At 67.0% G+C, this 17,953-nt stretch carries 16 protein-coding genes; 5 read left to right on the top strand and 11 right to left on the bottom strand.

The window, feature by feature from the left end; genetic code table 11:
* The first annotated feature begins 59 nt into the window (after positions 1 to 59).
* Together QAD21_RS06745 and QAD21_RS06740 are read left to right on the top strand one after the other, a co-directional pair.
* Positions 60 to 4,175 carry a bifunctional nitrate reductase/sulfite reductase flavoprotein subunit alpha gene (locus tag QAD21_RS06745; RefSeq protein ID WP_280361628.1) on the top strand — a complete coding sequence of 1,372 codons (4,116 nt, stop codon included), beginning with the start codon at positions 60 to 62 and terminating at the stop codon, positions 4,173 to 4,175.
* A gap of 153 nt (positions 4,176 to 4,328) precedes the next feature.
* Positions 4,329 to 4,613, top strand: a complete 285-nt coding sequence (locus QAD21_RS06740) for a GIY-YIG nuclease family protein (RefSeq protein ID WP_065630217.1) — start codon at positions 4,329 to 4,331, stop codon at positions 4,611 to 4,613.
* Between the two features lie 241 nt (positions 4,614 to 4,854).
* On the opposite strand, the gene QAD21_RS06735 is transcribed toward QAD21_RS06740, so the two are convergent.
* From QAD21_RS06735 to QAD21_RS06710, 6 genes are all read right to left on the bottom strand, one after another.
* The gene (locus tag QAD21_RS06735) at positions 4,855 to 5,223 is read right to left on the bottom strand and encodes a Rieske (2Fe-2S) protein (protein WP_068970435.1); all 369 of its coding nucleotides are present in this window, start codon (positions 5,221 to 5,223) and stop codon (positions 4,855 to 4,857) included.
* Positions 5,220 to 7,727 (bottom strand): nitrite reductase large subunit NirB, encoded by a 2,508-nt coding sequence (gene nirB, locus QAD21_RS06730; protein WP_280360935.1) that lies wholly within the window; start codon positions 7,725 to 7,727, stop codon positions 5,220 to 5,222. The genes QAD21_RS06735 and nirB overlap by 4 nt, the downstream gene beginning before the upstream one ends.
* Positions 7,727 to 8,074, bottom strand: coding sequence for a molybdopterin oxidoreductase (locus tag QAD21_RS06725; RefSeq protein WP_065630247.1), 348 nt, complete (start codon positions 8,072 to 8,074; stop codon positions 7,727 to 7,729). Before QAD21_RS06725 ends, nirB begins: the two co-directional genes overlap by 1 nt.
* A 117-nt stretch (positions 8,075 to 8,191) precedes the next feature.
* Positions 8,192 to 8,542, bottom strand: a complete 351-nt coding sequence (locus QAD21_RS06720) for a DUF2834 domain-containing protein (RefSeq protein WP_065630220.1) — start codon at positions 8,540 to 8,542, stop codon at positions 8,192 to 8,194.
* Positions 8,543 to 8,621: 79 nt separating this feature from the next.
* Positions 8,622 to 10,241, bottom strand: a complete 1,620-nt coding sequence (locus QAD21_RS06715) for an FAD-dependent oxidoreductase (protein ID WP_159370347.1) — start codon at positions 10,239 to 10,241, stop codon at positions 8,622 to 8,624.
* Positions 10,241 to 11,164, bottom strand: a complete 924-nt coding sequence (locus QAD21_RS06710) for a diiron oxygenase (protein ID WP_280360931.1) — start codon at positions 11,162 to 11,164, stop codon at positions 10,241 to 10,243. Before QAD21_RS06710 ends, QAD21_RS06715 begins: the two co-directional genes overlap by 1 nt.
* A 193-nt stretch (positions 11,165 to 11,357) precedes the next feature.
* Between QAD21_RS06710 and QAD21_RS06705 the strand changes: the two genes are divergently transcribed.
* On the top strand, positions 11,358 to 12,128 hold the full coding sequence (locus tag QAD21_RS06705; RefSeq protein ID WP_280360930.1) for an SDR family oxidoreductase: 771 nt from the start codon (positions 11,358 to 11,360) through the stop codon (positions 12,126 to 12,128).
* 134 nt (positions 12,129 to 12,262) lie between these two features.
* Entirely contained in the window at positions 12,263 to 13,201 is a 939-nt protein-coding gene (locus tag QAD21_RS06700) for a hypothetical protein (protein ID WP_280360928.1), read from the top strand.
* 82 nt (positions 13,202 to 13,283) lie between these two features.
* Here QAD21_RS06700 and QAD21_RS06695 read toward each other — a convergent pair whose 3' ends face one another.
* The 4 genes from QAD21_RS06695 to QAD21_RS06680 form a co-directional block, all read right to left on the bottom strand.
* The gene (locus QAD21_RS06695) at positions 13,284 to 13,892 is read right to left on the bottom strand and encodes a TRIC cation channel family protein (protein WP_065630225.1); all 609 of its coding nucleotides are present in this window, start codon (positions 13,890 to 13,892) and stop codon (positions 13,284 to 13,286) included.
* Between the two features lie 118 nt (positions 13,893 to 14,010).
* Positions 14,011 to 14,184 carry a 50S ribosomal protein L32 gene (rpmF, locus tag QAD21_RS06690; protein WP_004020060.1) on the bottom strand — a complete coding sequence of 58 codons (174 nt, stop codon included), beginning with the start codon at positions 14,182 to 14,184 and terminating at the stop codon, positions 14,011 to 14,013.
* 180 nt (positions 14,185 to 14,364) lie between these two features.
* Complete coding sequence (locus QAD21_RS06685; RefSeq protein ID WP_280360924.1) at positions 14,365 to 15,300, bottom strand: DUF4190 domain-containing protein; 936 nt, start codon at positions 15,298 to 15,300, stop codon at positions 14,365 to 14,367.
* 151 nt (positions 15,301 to 15,451) lie between these two features.
* Entirely contained in the window at positions 15,452 to 16,186 is a 735-nt protein-coding gene (locus tag QAD21_RS06680) for a DUF4190 domain-containing protein (protein WP_265969248.1), read from the bottom strand.
* Positions 16,187 to 16,247: 61 nt separating this feature from the next.
* Here QAD21_RS06680 and QAD21_RS06675 point away from each other — a divergent pair, with 61 nt between their 5' ends.
* Positions 16,248 to 17,183 (top strand): AEC family transporter, encoded by a 936-nt coding sequence (locus tag QAD21_RS06675; protein WP_065630228.1) that lies wholly within the window; start codon positions 16,248 to 16,250, stop codon positions 17,181 to 17,183.
* A gap of 6 nt (positions 17,184 to 17,189) precedes the next feature.
* Here QAD21_RS06675 and QAD21_RS06670 read toward each other — a convergent pair whose 3' ends face one another.
* Positions 17,190 to 17,828: a DUF1707 domain-containing protein gene (locus QAD21_RS06670; protein WP_175401102.1), complete on the bottom strand. Its 639-nt coding sequence runs from the start codon at positions 17,826 to 17,828 to the stop codon at positions 17,190 to 17,192.
* Positions 17,829 to 17,953 lie beyond the last annotated feature (125 nt).

The raw sequence follows: 17,953 nt of genomic DNA, 5'->3' as shown, positions 1-17,953 counted from the left end.
CGACGCTGGAACCCGTGACCCTGTCTGCCCCGACTCGATCTGTCATGTCCCGATCGGTGATGTCGCTGTGCGCCTATTGCGGTGTCGGTTGCGGCATGGAGATGAAGCTCGACGACGATTCCGACCGCGTCACCAAGACGATCGGCCGGCCCGATCATCCGACGAACTTCGGGCGACTGTGCACCAAGGGGTCCACCACCGCGGACATGCTCGCCGCCGGCGGGCGCCTGTCCACCGCGCTGGTCCGAGACGACCGGGGCGGCCAGCTCCGGCCCGCCGAACTCGACGCCGTCGTCACCGACACCGCGCGACGCCTGCGCGACATCGTCGACGAGCACGGGCCCGACGCGGTGGCCCTGTATGTGTCGGGCCAGATGTCGCTGGAGGCGCAGTACCTGGCGAACAAACTGGCCAAGGGATTCCTGCGCACCAATCAGATCGAGTCGAACTCGCGACTGTGCATGGCGAGCGCCGGGACCGGATACAAACTGTCGCTCGGCTCCGACGGGCCGCCCGGGTCGTATCAGGACTTCGACCACGCCGACGTCTTCCTGGTGATCGGCGCCAACATGGCCGACTGTCACCCGATCCTGTTCCTGCGCATGATGGATCGGGTCAAGGCCGGGGCGAAGCTGATCGTCGTCGATCCTCGACGCACGGCGACGGCCGAGAAAGCGGACTTGTTCCTGCAGATCCGATCGGGGACCGACCTCGCCTTCCTCAACGGCCTGCTGCACCTGCTCATCGAGAACGGCCACACCGACACCGAGTTCATCGAGTCGTTCACCGACGGCTTCGACCAGATCCCCGACTTCGCCGCCCAGTACCCGCCGGACGTCGTCGAATCGATCACCGGGATCGCGGCGTCGGACCTGCGGGCCGCGGCCGAACTCATCGGGAACGCAAACAACTGGATGAGTTGCTGGACGATGGGCCTCAACCAGTCCACCCACGGGACCTGGAACACCAACGCGCTCGTCAACCTCCACCTCGCCACCGGCGCGATCTGCCGGCTCGGCAGCGGACCGTTCTCACTGACCGGGCAGCCGAACGCCATGGGCGGACGCGAGATGGGTTACATGGGCCCGGGCCTGCCCGGCCAGCGCGCGGTCGTGTCCGCGGCGGACCGTGAGTACGTGGAGGGCGTCTGGGGTGTTCCGGCCGGGACCCTGCGCACCGACGTGGGCGGCGGCACCATCGACATGTTCCGTCGGATGGCCGATGGCGAGATCAAGGCATGCTGGATCATCTGCACCAATCCCGTTGCCTCGGTGGCGAATCGCAAGACCGTCATCGAGGGACTCGAACGCGCCGAGCTCGTGATCACCCAGGACACCTTCGTCGACACCGAGACCAACCAGTACGCCGACGTGGTGCTGCCCGCGACGCTGTGGTCGGAGTCGACCGGTGTGATGGTCAACTCCGAACGCAACCTCACCCTGTTCGAACCCGCGCTCGATGCCCCCGGACAGGCGATCCCGGACTGGCAGCTCATCGCGCGCATCGCCGCCGAGATGGGGTACGCCGACGCCTTCGACTATGCGAGCGCCGAGGAGGTGTTCGAGGAGATCAAACGGTTCGCGAACCCGAACACCGGCTACGACTTGCGCGGGGTGACCTACGACCGGCTCCGCCGCACGCCGATGCAATGGCCGTGCCCGCCGGCCGAAGACGGCGAGCCCGATCCGGTGGACACCGGTGCCCGCAACCCGATCCGGTATCTCAACGACGGTCGCAGTCAGACGCTCCACCGCCTCGACGACGGGTCGACGCCGCGCCTCGCGTTCGCCACCCCCAGCCGCCGCGCCCAGTTCTTCGCCCGTCCCCACCTCGACCCGGCCGAGATGCCCGACGACGACTACCCCTTCCTGCTGAACACGGGCCGGTTGCCCCATCAGTGGCACACCATGACCAAGACCGGCCGGGTGGCCAAGCTCAACAAACTCAACCCGGAGCCCTTCGTCGAGATACATCCCGACGATGCCGACCGGCTGGGCATCACCGCCGCGGACAAGGTCGAGGTGGCGTCCCGTCGCGGCCGGGCGGTGTTGCCGGCGCGGATCTCCGACCGCGTGCGACCCGGCAACTGCTTCGTGCCGTTCCACTGGAACGACGTCTTCGGCGAACACCTGGCGATCAATGCCGTCACCTCCGACGCGGTGGATCCGTTGTCGCAGCAACCGGAGCTGAAAGTGTGTGCGGTGACCCTGATCCGGGTGCCCGGTTCGCGCGGTGACGTCGACGATGCGCCGGTCGTCGCCGCGGGTTCGACGGAACTCGGGGTCGCACTGGGGGTCTCGGGTGTCGAGGCGCCTGCGATGACCCCCGCCGAGCGCCTCTACCTGGCCGGTCTGGTGGCCGGCGTGGGCGACTCGCCCGCGGGCAGTCCGGTGCTCCCGGCCGATGCGCCGCTGGGTGCCGAGCTCCGCGTCTGGGTGTCGGGTGTTCTCGCCGGTCTGTACTCCCGCGCGGCCGCCGCACCCGATCCCGCTGTCCCCCGGTCCGACTCATCGTCGTCGGAACCGGACACCGACACGGTGACGGTGCTCTGGGCCTCGCAGATGGGCAACGCCGAGGAGCTCGCCGCAGAGGCCGCCGAGCGCGTCAAGGCCAGCGGCCTCCGGGTCGACGCCCGGTCGATGGACGATGTCGAGGTCGGCGAATTGAAGGGCACGGCCCTGTTCGTCACCTCGACCACCGGGGATGGCGATCCGCCGGACAACGGCACGTCGTTCTGGGACGCGCTGAACTCCGAGGACGCACCCGACCTGTCCGGTGTCGACTACGCGGTGCTGGCGCTCGGCGACTCCAACTACGACGACTTCTGCGGCCACGGACGCAAACTCGACACCCGCATCGGTGAACTGGGTGGCCGTCGCCTGCTCGAGCGCGTCGACTGCGAACCCGACTTCGAGGAGACGGCGGGCGGCTGGCTGACCGAGGTCATCCGGGCGATCAGCATGTCGAACCGGGCACCCACCTCGGGGGTGACCGGGGACCGGGTGACCGTGGTCAGTGAACCGGCCGACTCCGCGGCGGCACCCTCGGTACGTTCCGCGCCGGCCTATTCGCGGAAGAAGCCGCTGCTCACCTCGCTCGTGCGGAACGTCAAGCTCAACTCCGAGGGGTCCGGTAAGGACGTGCGCAACTTCGGGTTCCACCTGCCCGCCGGCACGATGTCGTACCAGGCCGGGGACGCGCTGGGGGTCTGGCCGCGCAACGACCCGACGCTCGTCGAGGAGTTCCTCGACCGCACCGGCCTCGACGCCGACGCGTCGGTGACCGTGGGCGGCGATGAGGTCGCGTTGCACATCGCCCTGCGCGACCGCATCGAATTCGCCCGTGTGACACCGGATCTCGTCCGTTTCGTCGCCGACCGTACCGGTTCCGCCGATCTCAAGACGCTCATCGCATCCGGGAACAGACAGCAGTTCAACGACTGGGCGTGGGGGCGACAGTCGGTCGATCTCCTGGCCGATCATCCCGTCACCGCCGACGCCTCGGAGTGGATGCAGGTCCTCAAACCGATGGTCCCCCGGTCGTATTCGATCTCATCGAGTCCCCTGGAGAGTCCTGACGAGATCCAACTGACGGTGTCGGCCGTGCGCTACAACCTGTTCGGCACGCCGCGCGGTGGTGTCTGCTCGACCTTCCTGGCCGACCGCGCCGACGACGAGATCGGCGTGTTCGTCACCTCCACGAGCCACTTCCGGCCGCCGGCCGATCCCGACACCCCGATGATCATGATCGGCCCCGGCACCGGCATCGCCCCGTTCCGCGGTTTCCTTCGCGAACGCGAGGCCCTGGGGCACACCGGGAAGAACTGGCTGTTCTTCGGCGAGCAGTACTCGGCGACCGATTTCTACTATCGCGACGAGTTGACGACCATGCTCGGCGACGGACTGCTCACCCGCCTCGACGTCGCGTTCTCGCGCGATCAGGATCACAAGATCTACGTCCAGGACCGGATGCGCGAACACGGTGAAGAGCTCTACCAGTGGCTGCACGACGGCGCTCACGTCTACGTCTGCGGCGACGCGACACGGATGGCCAAGGACGTCGACGCGACACTGAAAGGCATTGTCGCGCAGTACGGTCGCCGCTCCCCCGCGAGCGCGGAGTCGTACGTCAAGGCACTCGCAGCCGACAAACGCTATGTGCGGGACGTGTACTGATTCCCCATGCTCCCTGAGGTGCGAGGAGCGCAAGCGACGAGCCACGAAGGGCAACGCAAGTCGGAGTACCCAGGCGACGCGAGCTGCCGCGAACTCTCCACAGGCAGGGGTACATACGTTCCACGGGCTGCCAGAATCTTCCACGATACTGCGATGGCATGGGTATACATCCTCGAGTGCGCGGACGGGAAGTACTACGTCGGAAGCACGCGAGACCTCGACAATCGGTTACGCCAACACAGCTCGGCGCAGGTTGGTTTCACTGCTCACCGCCAGCCGGTGAGGCTGGCGTGGTCGGTTGAACTGTCACTGGACGACGCCTACGCGATCGAGCGACGAATTCACGGCTGGTCTCGTGCGAAGAAGAAGGCACTGATCGACGGGGATATCGATCTACTTCGCGCCCGGGCAGGGCGCAGGGGCGGTCGCCCACGCTGACATTGACACGAGGCTTTGTGAACAAACGTGCAGGAGGACTTTCAGTGCCGTCACCAGCCCCCCGTGGCTCGTAGCTATCGCTCCTCACAGATCAGGGTCTCCGGCCTGACGGCCGTCGTGGGCCACGAAAGACCACTCCTGGGCGACTGAACTCATGCTCCCTGAGGTGCGAGCGAAGCGAGCCACGAAGGGCTCCGCAACGTGTCTCACCAGGCCCTTCGTGGCTCGTCGCTATCGCTCCTCACACCTCAGGGAGCATTCGTTTGTCACCAACGCCCGCAGGAGCACCCAACCAGACGACGATGTCCCCGTCCCGGTCCTCGACGCGGTAGACGCCGATGGAGTCGATACCGTCCGAGGTGCATCGGCCATCGGCCAGTTCGAAGGCGTACTGGTGCAACGGACACACGACCTTGCCCAGATCGAACTGGCCGTCGGCGAGCGGTCCCCCGCGATGCGGGCAGACGGCGTCGGTGGCGCGCAGGGTCCCGTCGGTCAGGCGGAACACCGCGATCTGCCTGTCTTGCAACGCATATGCTCGGCTCTCGCCGATCTGCAGGTCGTCCATTTGTCCCACGACGACGCCGGCGTCCGCCGACACGCTGGTCATCGGACCGGCACCCGGGGCAGCGGCAGCAGCGGAAGCGCCGAGGTGAACTGCGCGGGCGATTTGGGTTCGGCGCGGTCCAGCCAGGGATCGACGTAGGCCTCGACCGCGGCGTCGATCCCCTCCTGCAACCCGGCGACCAGTCCGTCACGGTCGTCGACGATGATCGCGCGGAGTTCCTCGATGCCGATGCGCGGTACGAATGCGTACGTCCGCTCGAGCCACTTGCCCTGCTCCCGGTAGTACTGGATGAAGATGCCGCACAACCGGATCACCTCGTCGGCCGAATCCACGGTGGCCAGTAGGTCGCCCTTGCGGATGTGCGCGCCGGCGGCGCCACCGACGTAGATCTCCCACTTGCCGTCACCGATCGCGACCACGCCGAAGTCCTTGCACAGCGCCTCGGCGCAGTTGCGCGGACACCCGGTCACCGCGAGCTTGAGCTTCGCCGGCGACTCCAGACCCTGGTAGCGCGTCTCGATGTCGATGCCGAGCTGCGTCGAGTCGCCGAGACCGAATCGGCAATAGTCGGTGCCGACACAGGTTTTGACCGTCCGGAAGCTCTTGCCGTACGCGTACCCCGACGGCATGCCGAGATCTTCCCAGACCTTCGGCAGGTCTTCCTTCTTCACGCCGAGCAGATCGAGTCGCTGCCCACCGGTCGCCTTGATCATCGGGATCGAGTACTTCTCCGCGACGTCGGCGATCTTGCGCAACTGCTCGGGTGACGTCACCCCGCCCTTCATCTGGGGCACCACCGAGAAGGTGCCGTCACGCTGGATGTTCGCGTGCACCCGGTCGTTGACGAACAATGCACCGGGTTCGCGTTTCCACTCCGAGCCCCAGATGATCCGCAACAGCGAGGCGAGCGGCATCTTCGCCGTCGCGTCCTCGCCGCCGGGTGCGAGTTTGTCGAACACCTCGCTGACCGACCGCAGGTCCTGCCGTCGGATGGCATCTATCAGTTCGGGTTTCGTCAGCGGGATGGCCGGGACGTACCAATCGGCGGACGCGTCGGCGGTGAGCTGGTCCCCCGCTGCGAGTTCGACGATGTCGGCGACAAGCCCCTTGCAGGAACCACATCCCTTGCCGGCGCGGGTCTTCGCGCACACCTCGCCGACGCTCGTGCATCCCGATGCCACGCAGGCCACGATGTCGCCCTTGGTGACCCCGTTGCAGTTGCACACCTGCACGTCGTCGGCGAGCTCGGCCGCCCCGGTCTCGGCGCTGGGGGTGCCCAGGTCGAACAGCATCGAGATTCGTTCGTCGGGAAGCGGTACCTTGTCGTCGAAGGCCTGCGTGAGGAAGTTGACCTTCGAGATGTCGCCCAGCAGCATCGCTCCGATTAGCTTGTTGTCACGGACCACGACGCTCTTGTAGACGCCGTTGCGTGGTTCGTAGAACTGGACGAATTCGTCGTCCTCGCGTTCCGGTCCCTTGACCCCCATGGCCGCGACGTCGACACCGGCGACCTTCAACTTGGTGGTCAGTCGCGAACCATGGTATTCGGCAGCCGGATTCGCGCCGGTGAGGACGTCGGCGAGCACGACTGCCTGCTCCCACAGCGGTGCGACGAGACCGTACACCTCACTGCGGTGCTGCGCGCACTCCCCGACCGCGTAGATGAAGGCCTCGTCCTCGCAACGCATCTGGTCGTCGACGACGATGCCGCGCTCGACGACCAGACCTGCGCCGCGGGCGATCTCGACGTTGGGACGAATGCCGGCCGTCACCACGATCATGTCGGCGGGCAGCGAATCGCCGTCGGTGAAACCGACTCCCGCGACGGTCCCGTCGTCGTTGCGCAACACCGCCGTCGTCCGCTTGCCGGTGTGGACACCGACCCCCAGCGCCTCGATCTGGTTGCGCAGCACCTTGCCGCCGCGCTCGTCGAGTTGCTGGTTCATCAGGTGCCCGGGCGAGTGCACGACGTCGACGGCCACACCCTGGGTTTGCAGTCCGTAGGCGGCTTCGAGTCCGAGCAACCCGCCGCCGATCACCACCGCGCGCACGTTGTCGCGAGACTCGGCCATCTGCAGCATGCCGTTCGTGTCCTCGATGGTGCGGAAGCCGAACACGCCGCGTGCGAGCCGGCCGTCGGACTCGCGGAGTCCGTCCATGTTGGGGAAGAACGTGTGGGACCCGGTCGCGATGATCAGCACGTCGAATTCGATGACCCGTCCGCTCGCGCAGGTCACCGTCTTGGCGAACCGATCGATCGACTCGGCGCGATCACCGGAGTGGAGCGTGACGTCGTTCTCACGGTACCACGCCATCGGGTTGAGCATGAGGTCGTCGTCGTCGACCGCGGTCTCCCCGGCCAGCACGTGGCTGAGCATGATCCGGTTGTAGTTCCCGTACGGCTCGTCGCCGATCATGGTGATGGCGAACTGTTCCCGGCCGCCGCGGGAGATGATCTCCTCCACGGTGCGCGCGCCGGCCATGCCGTTGCCGACCACGACCAACCGACGCGTGGGAACCGGCGGCGTCACGTGCTCGTCCCCCATCAGAAGATGACCATCCCGAAGTCGACGACGACCTCACCGCTCGCGCCCTCCGGCGCGGCGAGGAGGAGCTCCAGCGTGGTGTCGGGTTCCACGTCTTCGACGACCCGCAACGGCACGTTGACCGACGACCTCGCGCCCATCGGGAACATCCGCATCGGCGTGCCGTCGCGAACCAGGGTCACACAGATGAGTTCGTCGCAGCTGTTGCCGCCGCGAAAGTACAACGGCTGAGCCGTCATCCCGGGCGGGACGACGAAGGTCAGCGACGCATCGATCGGTCCCGGCTTCGACAGGCCCGACCCGGAGAACGCGTAGACACCCTGCAGGAATTGTGGAGTGCTCGACATGCCGCCACTATCCGCGAGGCGCATGAAATGCGACTTGCCTCGGTGTTACGGCGACGTTGTCTGGTTCTCACCGGCCCGGCCCGCCCGCGAGAGCGCCAGCGGGCGCGCGCGACGCCGCTACCGCGACCCCAGCGCACGCTCCCGGGCGAGGAAGAAGAACGGGATCGCGGTGGCGATGCCGACGCCGAAGGTCAGCACGACCGACGCCAGCCACCACGGCAGGATGCGCAGGCGGCGGGCCTCCGCGAGCGCCCACACGTGGAAGCCGATGACGACGAACGTCAGGTCGACCATCGCGAACCGTCCGGGCGTCGTCTTCAGGATGTCCCCCACGAAGAAGTCCTTGACCGACCCCGGCCCGTTCTGTCGTACGTAGGGGATCGCGATGGCGTTCTGCGTGACCAGCGCGGACAGGAAGACGAGGAACAATGATCGCTCTCGCCACTTCTGGTCGGAATCGGTCGTCATCAGGCCCTCCTCGACGCGTCGGAACCTCGATGGTGGCACGGCAGAGCGGCACCCCGGCCCGAAACCGGAGCGGTGGCCGTCAGGTCCGACGCCATCCCGCGGCGCCCACCATCTCGGCGACCTGGGTGAACTTCACACGGGGCCGGCCCTGTTCGAGGCCGCGACGCCGTTCGCGACGGTCGATGGCCCGCATCCCGCGGTAGCCGATCACCGTCCGGACGCGTGTGCGCACCAACGCACCGAAGGCTCCGGGCTCGCGTTCGGTCCGCGGCAGCCGGCCCGCCGCGGCGTCGGCGATGAAGTCCTCGACGGTCCGCGTCGCGCACATCTTGTTGGCGCCGATGCCGCCGCTGGGTCCGCGCTTGGCCCAGCCGAGCACATATCCGCCCGGCACGATCGCACCTGTCTCGTCGACGAGGCGGCCGTCGACGTTGCTGAAGACGCCGCGCGCGTCGTCGAAGGTGAGACCCGGGATCGGGGTGGAGCGATAGCCGATCGAGCGCACCACGAGATCGGTGGCGACGTGGTGACGCCCCTCCCCCGTGCGCACCGTGATCGACTCGACCTGCGAATCACCGGTGATCTCTTCGGGACTGCTGTGGAACAGGAACACGATCCGCCGGCGCTTCGGGTCGGCGGGATGACGGAACCGGGCGAGATCGGCACATTCGGCGTCCTCGATCACCTCGACCTCGACACCCGGGATCTCCGACAGCGCGCGGTATTCGGCCGCGGTGTAGGCCGCGGACGCTTGGTCGCGACGGCCCAGCAGCACCACTTCGTGGACATTCTGCTCGGCGAGCAGTTCGAGCGCACGGTCGGCGATGTCGGTGGTGGCCAACAAATCCGGCGGGGACACGAGGATTCGCGCGACATCGAGGGCGACGTTGCCCGTACCGACCACGACCGCACGACCCGTCGCCGGGTCGTCGGCGGTTCCGCGGCGCAGCGGTGGCCCGGCATCGACACCGGGCACGCCGTTGTACCAGGCGACGAGATCGGTGGCCGACGTCGACCCCGGGAGGTCCTCACCCGGAATACCCAGGCGCCGCGACTCACTCGCTCCGACCGCGTAGAACACCGCGTCGAAGTGCTCGGCCAGTTCGGCCGGCGTGATCTGGTCGGGACCGTCGCCGATGGTCACGTTGGTCAGCATCGTGACGCGCGGATCGCGGTAGAGCAGGTCGAATCCGCGCAGCACGCCCTTGGTGCCCGGATGATCCGGGGCGACACCGGCGCGCACGAGCCCACCGGGAGTGGGGAGTTTGTCGATGACGGTAACCTGCGCCTCGGTGCGGTCGAGCAGCGTGCGCAGGGCGTACCCACCGGAGGGACCCGTTCCGACCAGCGCGACCCGAAGTCCCGCAGGCAGTTTCGGCACGTCCGGATAAGTGATCGACGACGCGGAGTCGTCACCGATGGGCGCCCATCCCGAGCGGACCTCCGGGTTGGTCTTGTAGTAGTCCGCGTTGATGTCGATGAAGACCTTGTCCCGGGTGCCGAGTTTGTCCGCCGGGTAGATGGCGTCGACGGGGCAGGCGTCGGCGCATGCGCCGCAGTCGATACACGCCTCGGGGTCGATGTGCAGGATGTCGGAGCTGCCGAAGCCGCGCTCCTCCGGTGTCGGGTGGATGCAGTTGACCGGGCACACGGCCACGCATGCTGCGTCACTGCAACACGATTGGGTGATGACGAACATCAGAGCATGTGCGCTTTCCGGTAGTACCGCATGGCGGGCTTGGTCAGGAGTCCGACCTCGTCGAGGAACTCCATGAGGTGCGTGCAGCTGCTGCGGATCATCGAGTGGAAGTGCGAGTTGCTGCGCATCTCCCGGACCGCGCGGTCGACGTCGAGCCCGGCGTCGGCAAAGGCCTTGGGCTGCACCAGACTCGTCACGATGAAGTAGGCGCCGACGGCGACCGCGAACGCACTGAACTGTCGGCGCGCCCAGCTGACGCCCTCCAGCGAGTCACGCACCTCTTCGCGCGCGAACTTCATGTGGCGCGATTCCTCGAGCACATGGATCTCGTTGACCGTGCGGATGAAGTCGAGCACGCGGTCGTCGCGCATGCAGCCGCGCTGGAAGACGTCCAGGACCTCTTCGGCGACCAGGATGCCGGCGTAGGCGACCTCGTTCTTCGCGGTCTGCATGAAGATCTTGCCGAGGCGCGAGACCTTCTTCGACGGGTGGTAGGAAGTGCCGACCATCTTCTCCGACGCCTTGGCGAACATCAGCGAGTGTCGGCACTCGTCGGCGACCTCGGTGAGCGCGAACTGGAATTCCGAACCGTGGTAGTCGCCGAGGTACTGGTCGCGGATGACCATCTCCTGCAGGATCATCTCGAACCAGATCCCGATGTTCATGATCGAGGCGAACTCGTGGCGCGTCACCGAGATCCGCTGTTCCTCGGTGAGCTCGTCCCAGTACGCTGTCCCGTACAGCGACGACCATTCCGGACTGCACCCGTACTTGGTGGGGTCCATCGGCTTCGACCAGTCGATCTCGGTCATCGCGTTGCGCGACAGCCGGGCGGCCGACGCCAACAGCCGTGCCGAGACCTCTTCGGTGCCCTGGTCCCGGAGACTGATGACATTCTCGGATCGTTCCATCGCGGCGGTCATTAAGAACTCGCTTCCCGGTCGTCGTCGATCGTGACAATGATCGATGTAATGACAATGCGTGTTGTCAAGATAGCACCGCCGTGCGACCGAGTAAACGAATCGACGAATATACTCACCGGTAAGTTCAGCGCCGAGGATCGTCCTCGCAGGTCAGCGGCGTTGAAGCCGTCCGTTCAGTTGCAAGGAGTTCTCCATGCCCTCCATCTTCATCACCGGCGGCGCTGCCGGAATCGGTCTCGCCACCGCGGAGCGTTTCGGCCGCGACGGGTGGACAGTCGGCGTCTACGACGTCGATGCGGACGCGCTGGCGAAGGTGAAGGCCGACCATCCCGACTTCATCACCGGCACCCTCGACGTCCGCGAGCCGGAGCAGTGGGCCGATGCTCTCGCCGAGTTCACCTCGCACACCGGCGGCACACTCGACGTCCTCGACAACAATGCCGGCATCCTCCACGAGGGCCAGATCGACCACATCACGCCGGACCAGATCAAGCGGCAGATCGACATCGACGCCCTCGGCGTCGCGCTCGGTGCCCAGGCCGCATACCCGTACCTGAAGAAGACGCCGGGCGCGCACCTGGTGAACATCGGATCGGCGTCGGCGATCTACGGCCAGCCCGGCATCGCGGTCTACTCGGCCACCAAGTTCTTCGTCGCGGGCCTGACCGAGGCGCTCGAACTGGAGTGGGAGCACGACGACATCCGCGTCGTCAGCATCTGGCCCCTGTGGGCGAAGACCGCCCTCGCCACCGGCGGCGCCAAGTCGACGAAGACCCTGGGCATCCGGATCACCCCCGAACAGGTCGCCGACAAGATCTGGGAGTCGGTGCACCCGACCCGGCAGGACAAACTGCTGCACCGCACCAGCTACTCCGTCGGTGCGCAGACCCTGTTCCTGCAGAACGCCGCCAAGTTCATCCCGAACTTCCTGAACCGCGCGGTCAACAAGTACATCGCGCAGTAACCCCCCCCCCCCCCCCCCCCCAACCCCACCCCCTCGCAAACCCACCTCTTTTCCATAAACCCACCACGCTCTAACCGGGTGGGTTTACGGAAAAGGGGTGGGTTTGTCGGAACGTGGGTCCGGACGGCGCATTCATGCGTCTGATTCGTATGGACCTACCCACCGACCCGCATGGCCTGATTCTCCGCAAAGAAACCGCCGGCACCCACATCAGTGATGAACAGTTGCAGCACATGGTCGGCAACAAGACCCTCGTGCGGCTCTGGCCAGGCGCGTTGGCTGACTTCACCGCGGTCAGCGAACTCCAGGCAGTCGAGAAGCACCGCTTGACCGTCATCGCTGCGGCAAGGGCCGGACGACCCGGTCGGATCTTCAGTCACACTTCGTCAGCTGCCATGCACAGGTTGCCGATGCTGTGGCCCGACCTGTCGCAGGTCCATGTGACGTCGCCGAAAGTTGGAAAACGGGCCAAGCACATCGTCAGACATCAGGCCACCGTCAAGCCGCAGGACATCGACGTCATCGACGGGGTCACGGTGACATCCATCGAGCGCACGGCATGTGATGTCGCCCGACTGGGAACCAACCGGCAGGCCCTTGCGGTGCTCGACGCCGCGCTTCGACGTGACGCCGATCCGGACCGGATGAGACAGATCCTCGACTCGTGCCGAGGATTCAAGGGTGTCGAGATGCTCCGCCGCGCGCTGGCACACGCGAACGCATCGTCGGAGAGCATCGGCGAATCCCTCAGTCGCGCAGTCATGCTCGAGTTCCCCGACCTGCCGATACCACGACAGCAGGTCAAGATCTCCGACGACCACGGCGTGTTCATCGCTCGCGTCGACTTCCTGCTGGCGAACAGGGTGATAGGCGAATTCGACGGCATGATCAAGTACAGCGGCGGCCTCGGCGACGAGCCCGCGTGGCAGACGGTGGTCGAAGAGAAGGCGCGTGAGGACAGGCTGCGCGCGCAGGGGTACACCGTCGTGCGGTGGACATGGCCGGACCTCGCCGACAAGGCGCGCTTCTACGCGCAGATCAAGAAGGCGCTTCGACTCGGCGGCGTCGAGTGACTCGCAAACCCACCCCTTTTCCGTAGATCCACCGCGCTCGGACCGGGTGGGTTCACGGAGAAAGGGTGGGTTTGCGGCAAGGTCAGCGTCGTGCGGTCGGGAGCCGCAGCGCGAACCGGAGGCTCACCAGGCGCAGCGCGGTCGCGAGGACAGATCCGACGACGAGCCAGATCCAGTGCGCCGCCGAGGTGTATGTCGCGCCGACCGCGACGATGGCGGCACCGAGTACCGCGGGTACGGCGTAGAGGTCGGCGGGTGTAAGGAGGAGCGGGATCTCGTTCGAGATCATGTCGCGGAGCACGCCGCCACCCACCGCGGTGAGGAGCCCGACGGTCGTCGCGGCGAACGGGCTCGCCCCGACGTCGAGGGCGATGCTCGCACCCGTGGCCGCGAAGAGCCCCATCCCGAATGCGTCGAGCACGAGTATCGACCGGTGCAGTGCCGTGAAGGCGGGATGGAAGAAGAAGACGACGAGGCCGGCGACCGTCGCGGTGACGATGGGACCCCACCCGCTGATCGACGCGGGCGGGGTGATCCCCAGCAGGACGTCGCGTAGTACGCCGCCGCCGACCCCGGTGAGCACGCCGACGGTGATGATCCCCCACATGTCGAAGTCCTTGCGGACCCCGAGCATCGCCCCCGACGCAGCGAACACCGCGATACCCGCGAAGTTGAGCACGTCGAGCACCACGAGATCACCTCGCTATCCAGGGAAAGGCCGGTCGGTCAGCACGCGAATGACCGCCCCGGGCGAACCAGGGGCGGTCATCGGTATGACAGTGCGGCGCCGGTACGGCGACCGAACGAGGCTAGCGACGATCCAGGTCGATGAGACCGGCGCGAGCCGCCTTGACCAGGCGACGCGGAATCCGCACGGGGACGCCGTTCACCTTCTCTTCTTGCAGTGCGGGGTTTTCCGCCTTCCACTGCGAACGACGGCTACGGGTGTTCGCCCGCGACATCCGGCGCTTCGGTACAGCCATGGTTGAGCCCTTCTCCTACTGTGGTCTGCGTGGCCGGTGGTGACGCCTGGCATCACTGGATCGGCCCCATCAGTGCACCCCTCGACCCGGCGCGGCCGCGGCACACAACCCGACCAGACTACCTGGCGAGGACGCCCGATTCCAAAATGGCCGATCCGCACGCGCCCGGGGTCGCCTACTTCAGAGGTAGCCCCACGGCGATCGGAGGTCGGTCAACGCGATGGCCACCCAGTATGCAACCCACACGACGATGATGAACGCCCCGATGATGACCGCGGTGAGCGCCACCCCATCACCGGTCTGCCTGCCACCCGACGCCGCGATCTGTCTCCGCGCGACGATGCCGAGCACCAGCCCGACGAGGCCGCCGACCCCGACGCACAGGAGACCCAGCAGGGAGGCCACCAGGGCGGCCACGGCCAGCTTGTTGGTCGACGGGCCGTCGGCGTCGACGGGCCGGCCGCCTTCGGGGCGGGAGTCGGCGGAGGCCGATTCCGCGGATCGGGCATCACCGGGCGCGGCGAACGGTTGCCCGGACCGACCCGGGGGCGGACCCTGCGGGGGCTGACCGTACCCCGGCGGGGGGCCGTATCCCGGCCGGCCGGGGCCGGGTTGCCCCTGACCCGGCGGTCCGTAACCCTGCGGCTGGCCGTAGCCCTGCTGTCCGTATCCCTGCTGCTGACCGAATCCCGGCCGGGGAGGTGGTGGGGCTTGTCCCGGTGGCGGTCCCGCCGGGGACCGCGTCGAGATCACGCGCGTGGCGTCGTAACCGGACGGGGCCGGGCCACCCGAACCCGGGCCCCCGGGGCCACTGGGCGCGGGTGGCGGCGGAACCGGCTGTGCAGCGGACGGATCCGACGGTCCACCGGTGCGGATGACCCGGGTGACACCGTCGGCCGGACTGTGCGACTCGGGAATCTCCGTGTCATCCGGTCCGGCCCCGGGGGTCGAGGTCACCGGCACCGAGTCCGGCACCTCGTCGGGGACCGCTGCCTTCTGGGTCGGTTCCCACGGCGACGGGTCGGTTGCCGAGGTGTCCGAAGGTGGGCCGGACGGTGGGGATTGCGGTGCCTGGGCCGGATCCGTCGGATCGCTACCCCCGGTCGGAGTGGTCATCGGATGCCTTTCACAAGCTGTGCCGCAGCGGGACAACGCGGGGAGATGCGTGCACGACCAACTGGCCGTGCATCACGCACAGCTTAGTGAGAAAGGGCTCCGAACTGGGCCGGAGTCGATGAACACGACCCTCGATCGGCCCGAAATTCGTTCAGTAGTAGTAGGTGGAGGAGCTCGTGTCGCCGGCGACGATCAGGACGATGAACAGAACGGTCCACACCACGCCACCGACGATGGCGAGCGCGCCGGTGATGATCCCGGCCAGGCCCATCCCCGAACCACTCTGCGTGCCACCGGACTGTTCGATGTCCCGTCGCGCCATGAACCCCAGCACGACGGCCGCGATGCCGACCGGTATCGACAGGAAGAACGAGAAGAACAAGCAGGCGATCAGCGAGACGACGCCGACGATGCCACAGATGAGGGCCGCGATCGCCTTGCCGTTGGTCTTCTGCGGCGGCGCGTATCCGTAACCGCCGCCGTAAGGTGCCGCGCCGTAGGGGTTCTGCGACCCGTACGCGCCGCCGTACGCCGGCGCCTGGTAGGGATCGTTGACCTGACCGTAGGACCCACCCGGCGGCTGTGCGTAGGGATCCTGGCTCGGCGTCCCGTAGCCCTGGTTGCCGGCCGGCGATCCGTACGGACTCTGCCCGTACTGCTCCTGACCGTAAGGGTTCTGACCGTAGGCGTTTTGCCCGTAGGGGTCCGACGACGGACCCGGCTGGTAGGTCTGGCCGTATTCGGTCGGCGCGTACTCGGGTGCGGCACCCTGGCCCTGGTCACCCTTGGAGAGGTTGGGACCCGAGTTGCCCGAGGACCCCGAGCTCGGAACCGTACCCCAGTCGTCCTGGCCCTGGCCCGAGCCCTGTCCCGGTGGATAACTCACGCACAACCCCCATGTAGATCCGACACGATGTGTTCACCAGCCTAACGATTAGACTCAACCGGTGTCTGGCGTCATCTCCGGCTTCACGGTGATCTTCATTGTAGTCGGGGTGGGATATCTCCTCGGGCGCACGCGTGTCATCGGCGACCACGCCCACGAAGTCCTTTCCCGCCTGGTGTTCTTCGTCTTCACACCGGCGCTGCTGTTCCATTCCATGGTCACCTCCGATCTGTCGGTCGTCTTCTCCTCGACGCTGGTGATCGCGGGCGGCAGCGCCTTTCTGATCGGAGCGGTGTACGTCGTCGTCGCCAAACTGTGGTTTCGACGCGCGGTTCCCGAACTCGTGATCGGCGGCCTGTCGTCGTCGTATGTCAACAGCGTCAATCTGGGTCTTCCGATTGCGATCTTTGTTCTCGACGATGCGTCGTTCATCGCGCCGCTGCTGCTGTTCCAGATCCTGATCTACTCACCGATCGCGTTGCTCGCGCTGGATCTCACTGCGTTGGACCGGGATTCGGGGCGATCGCTGCTGCGGGACTCGCTCGTCGCGCCGATCACCAATCCGATCGTCGTCGGCGGACTCGCGGGTCTGTCGGTCTCGCTGATCGGCTGGAGCCCGCCCGCGGCCGTGATGTCCCCGCTGAAGATGCTCGGTGACGCCTCCGTGCCGGCGGCGCTGCTGGCATTCGGCTTGTCGCTCACCGGCGTCGCGGTGTTCAAGAAGGGTGCGAGCCCCCGCCGCGACATCGCACTGGCAAGCGTGTTGAAGATGATCGTCATGCCGCTGGCCGTCTATGCCATCGCCCGTTGGGGATTCGGGCAGACCGGCGAGGCGTTGTTCGCGCAGGTGGTCATCGCGGCGTTGCCGACCGCACAGAATGTCCTGGTGTACGCGACCCGTTACCGGCGCGGCCAGATCCTCGCCCGGGACACGGCACTGATCACGACGCTCACGTCGATACCCATCATCATGATCATCGCCCTGCTGCTCGCCTGAACTTCCTCAGGCGTCGGGCTCCTCCCGGGGCACGTACTTGACGTCGACGCCGCCCATCAGCGCCAGTCCGGTCACCCGTACCACCGGCGCGCCGGGCCGGGACGCCTTCTGCGACCGCCCGCTGAATCCGCCCATGATGCCCAGTCCCCCGATCTCGACGGTCACTCCGTCGGGCATCTTGATCTCGACCCCGCCCATGATCGCCACGCACTGGACCGTCAGCACCGGCGCGGTGAACTCCACCTCGCGAAGGTCCAGTTCGACGCCGCCCATGATGGCGGTGGCGGTGAGTTGATCAGCGACCACCGCCGTCCCGGACAGCTCGCTCCCGGACATGATGGCCAACCGGTGGCGGACGGCCGTGTCCGCGCTGCCGCCCGTCACCCGCGGGCCCGGAGACAGGCTGGCCGCAGGCATCGCGACGCCGAGTTGTGCCACCGGGAGGTCGTCGGTCAGGGCGTCGAGGTCACCAAAGGTCTTCGCGAGGACCGCTTTTCCGGCTCGCTCCTCGTACTCGACCGGAGACAGGCTGCCGTGCGCCATGGCGGCGGAGAGGATCTCGTGGACCAGTTCGCGGTCCGCATCCGCGGCGCGGAGTCGGGCACGCCGGTCGTCGGGCATCGGTGAATCGCCGGGTTGGGTCACGTCTGGAAACCCTAGTGGCCCGAGTCCGGCACGACCACCCTGATCTTTCCCCGGAGACGACCCCGAGGAGTCGTCGGGCCGGTACCTCGCATCGACGACCCCTCTGGACAACTGCCCGACGAAAG

Origin of the sequence: Gordonia sp. SMJS1 (genome assembly GCF_029866425.1) — a bacterium.
GTDB lineage: Bacteria > Actinomycetota > Actinomycetes > Mycobacteriales > Mycobacteriaceae > Gordonia > Gordonia hongkongensis.
The sequence above is the reverse complement of the archived record's forward strand: the minus strand, read 5'-3'. Positions and strand labels throughout refer to the sequence as shown.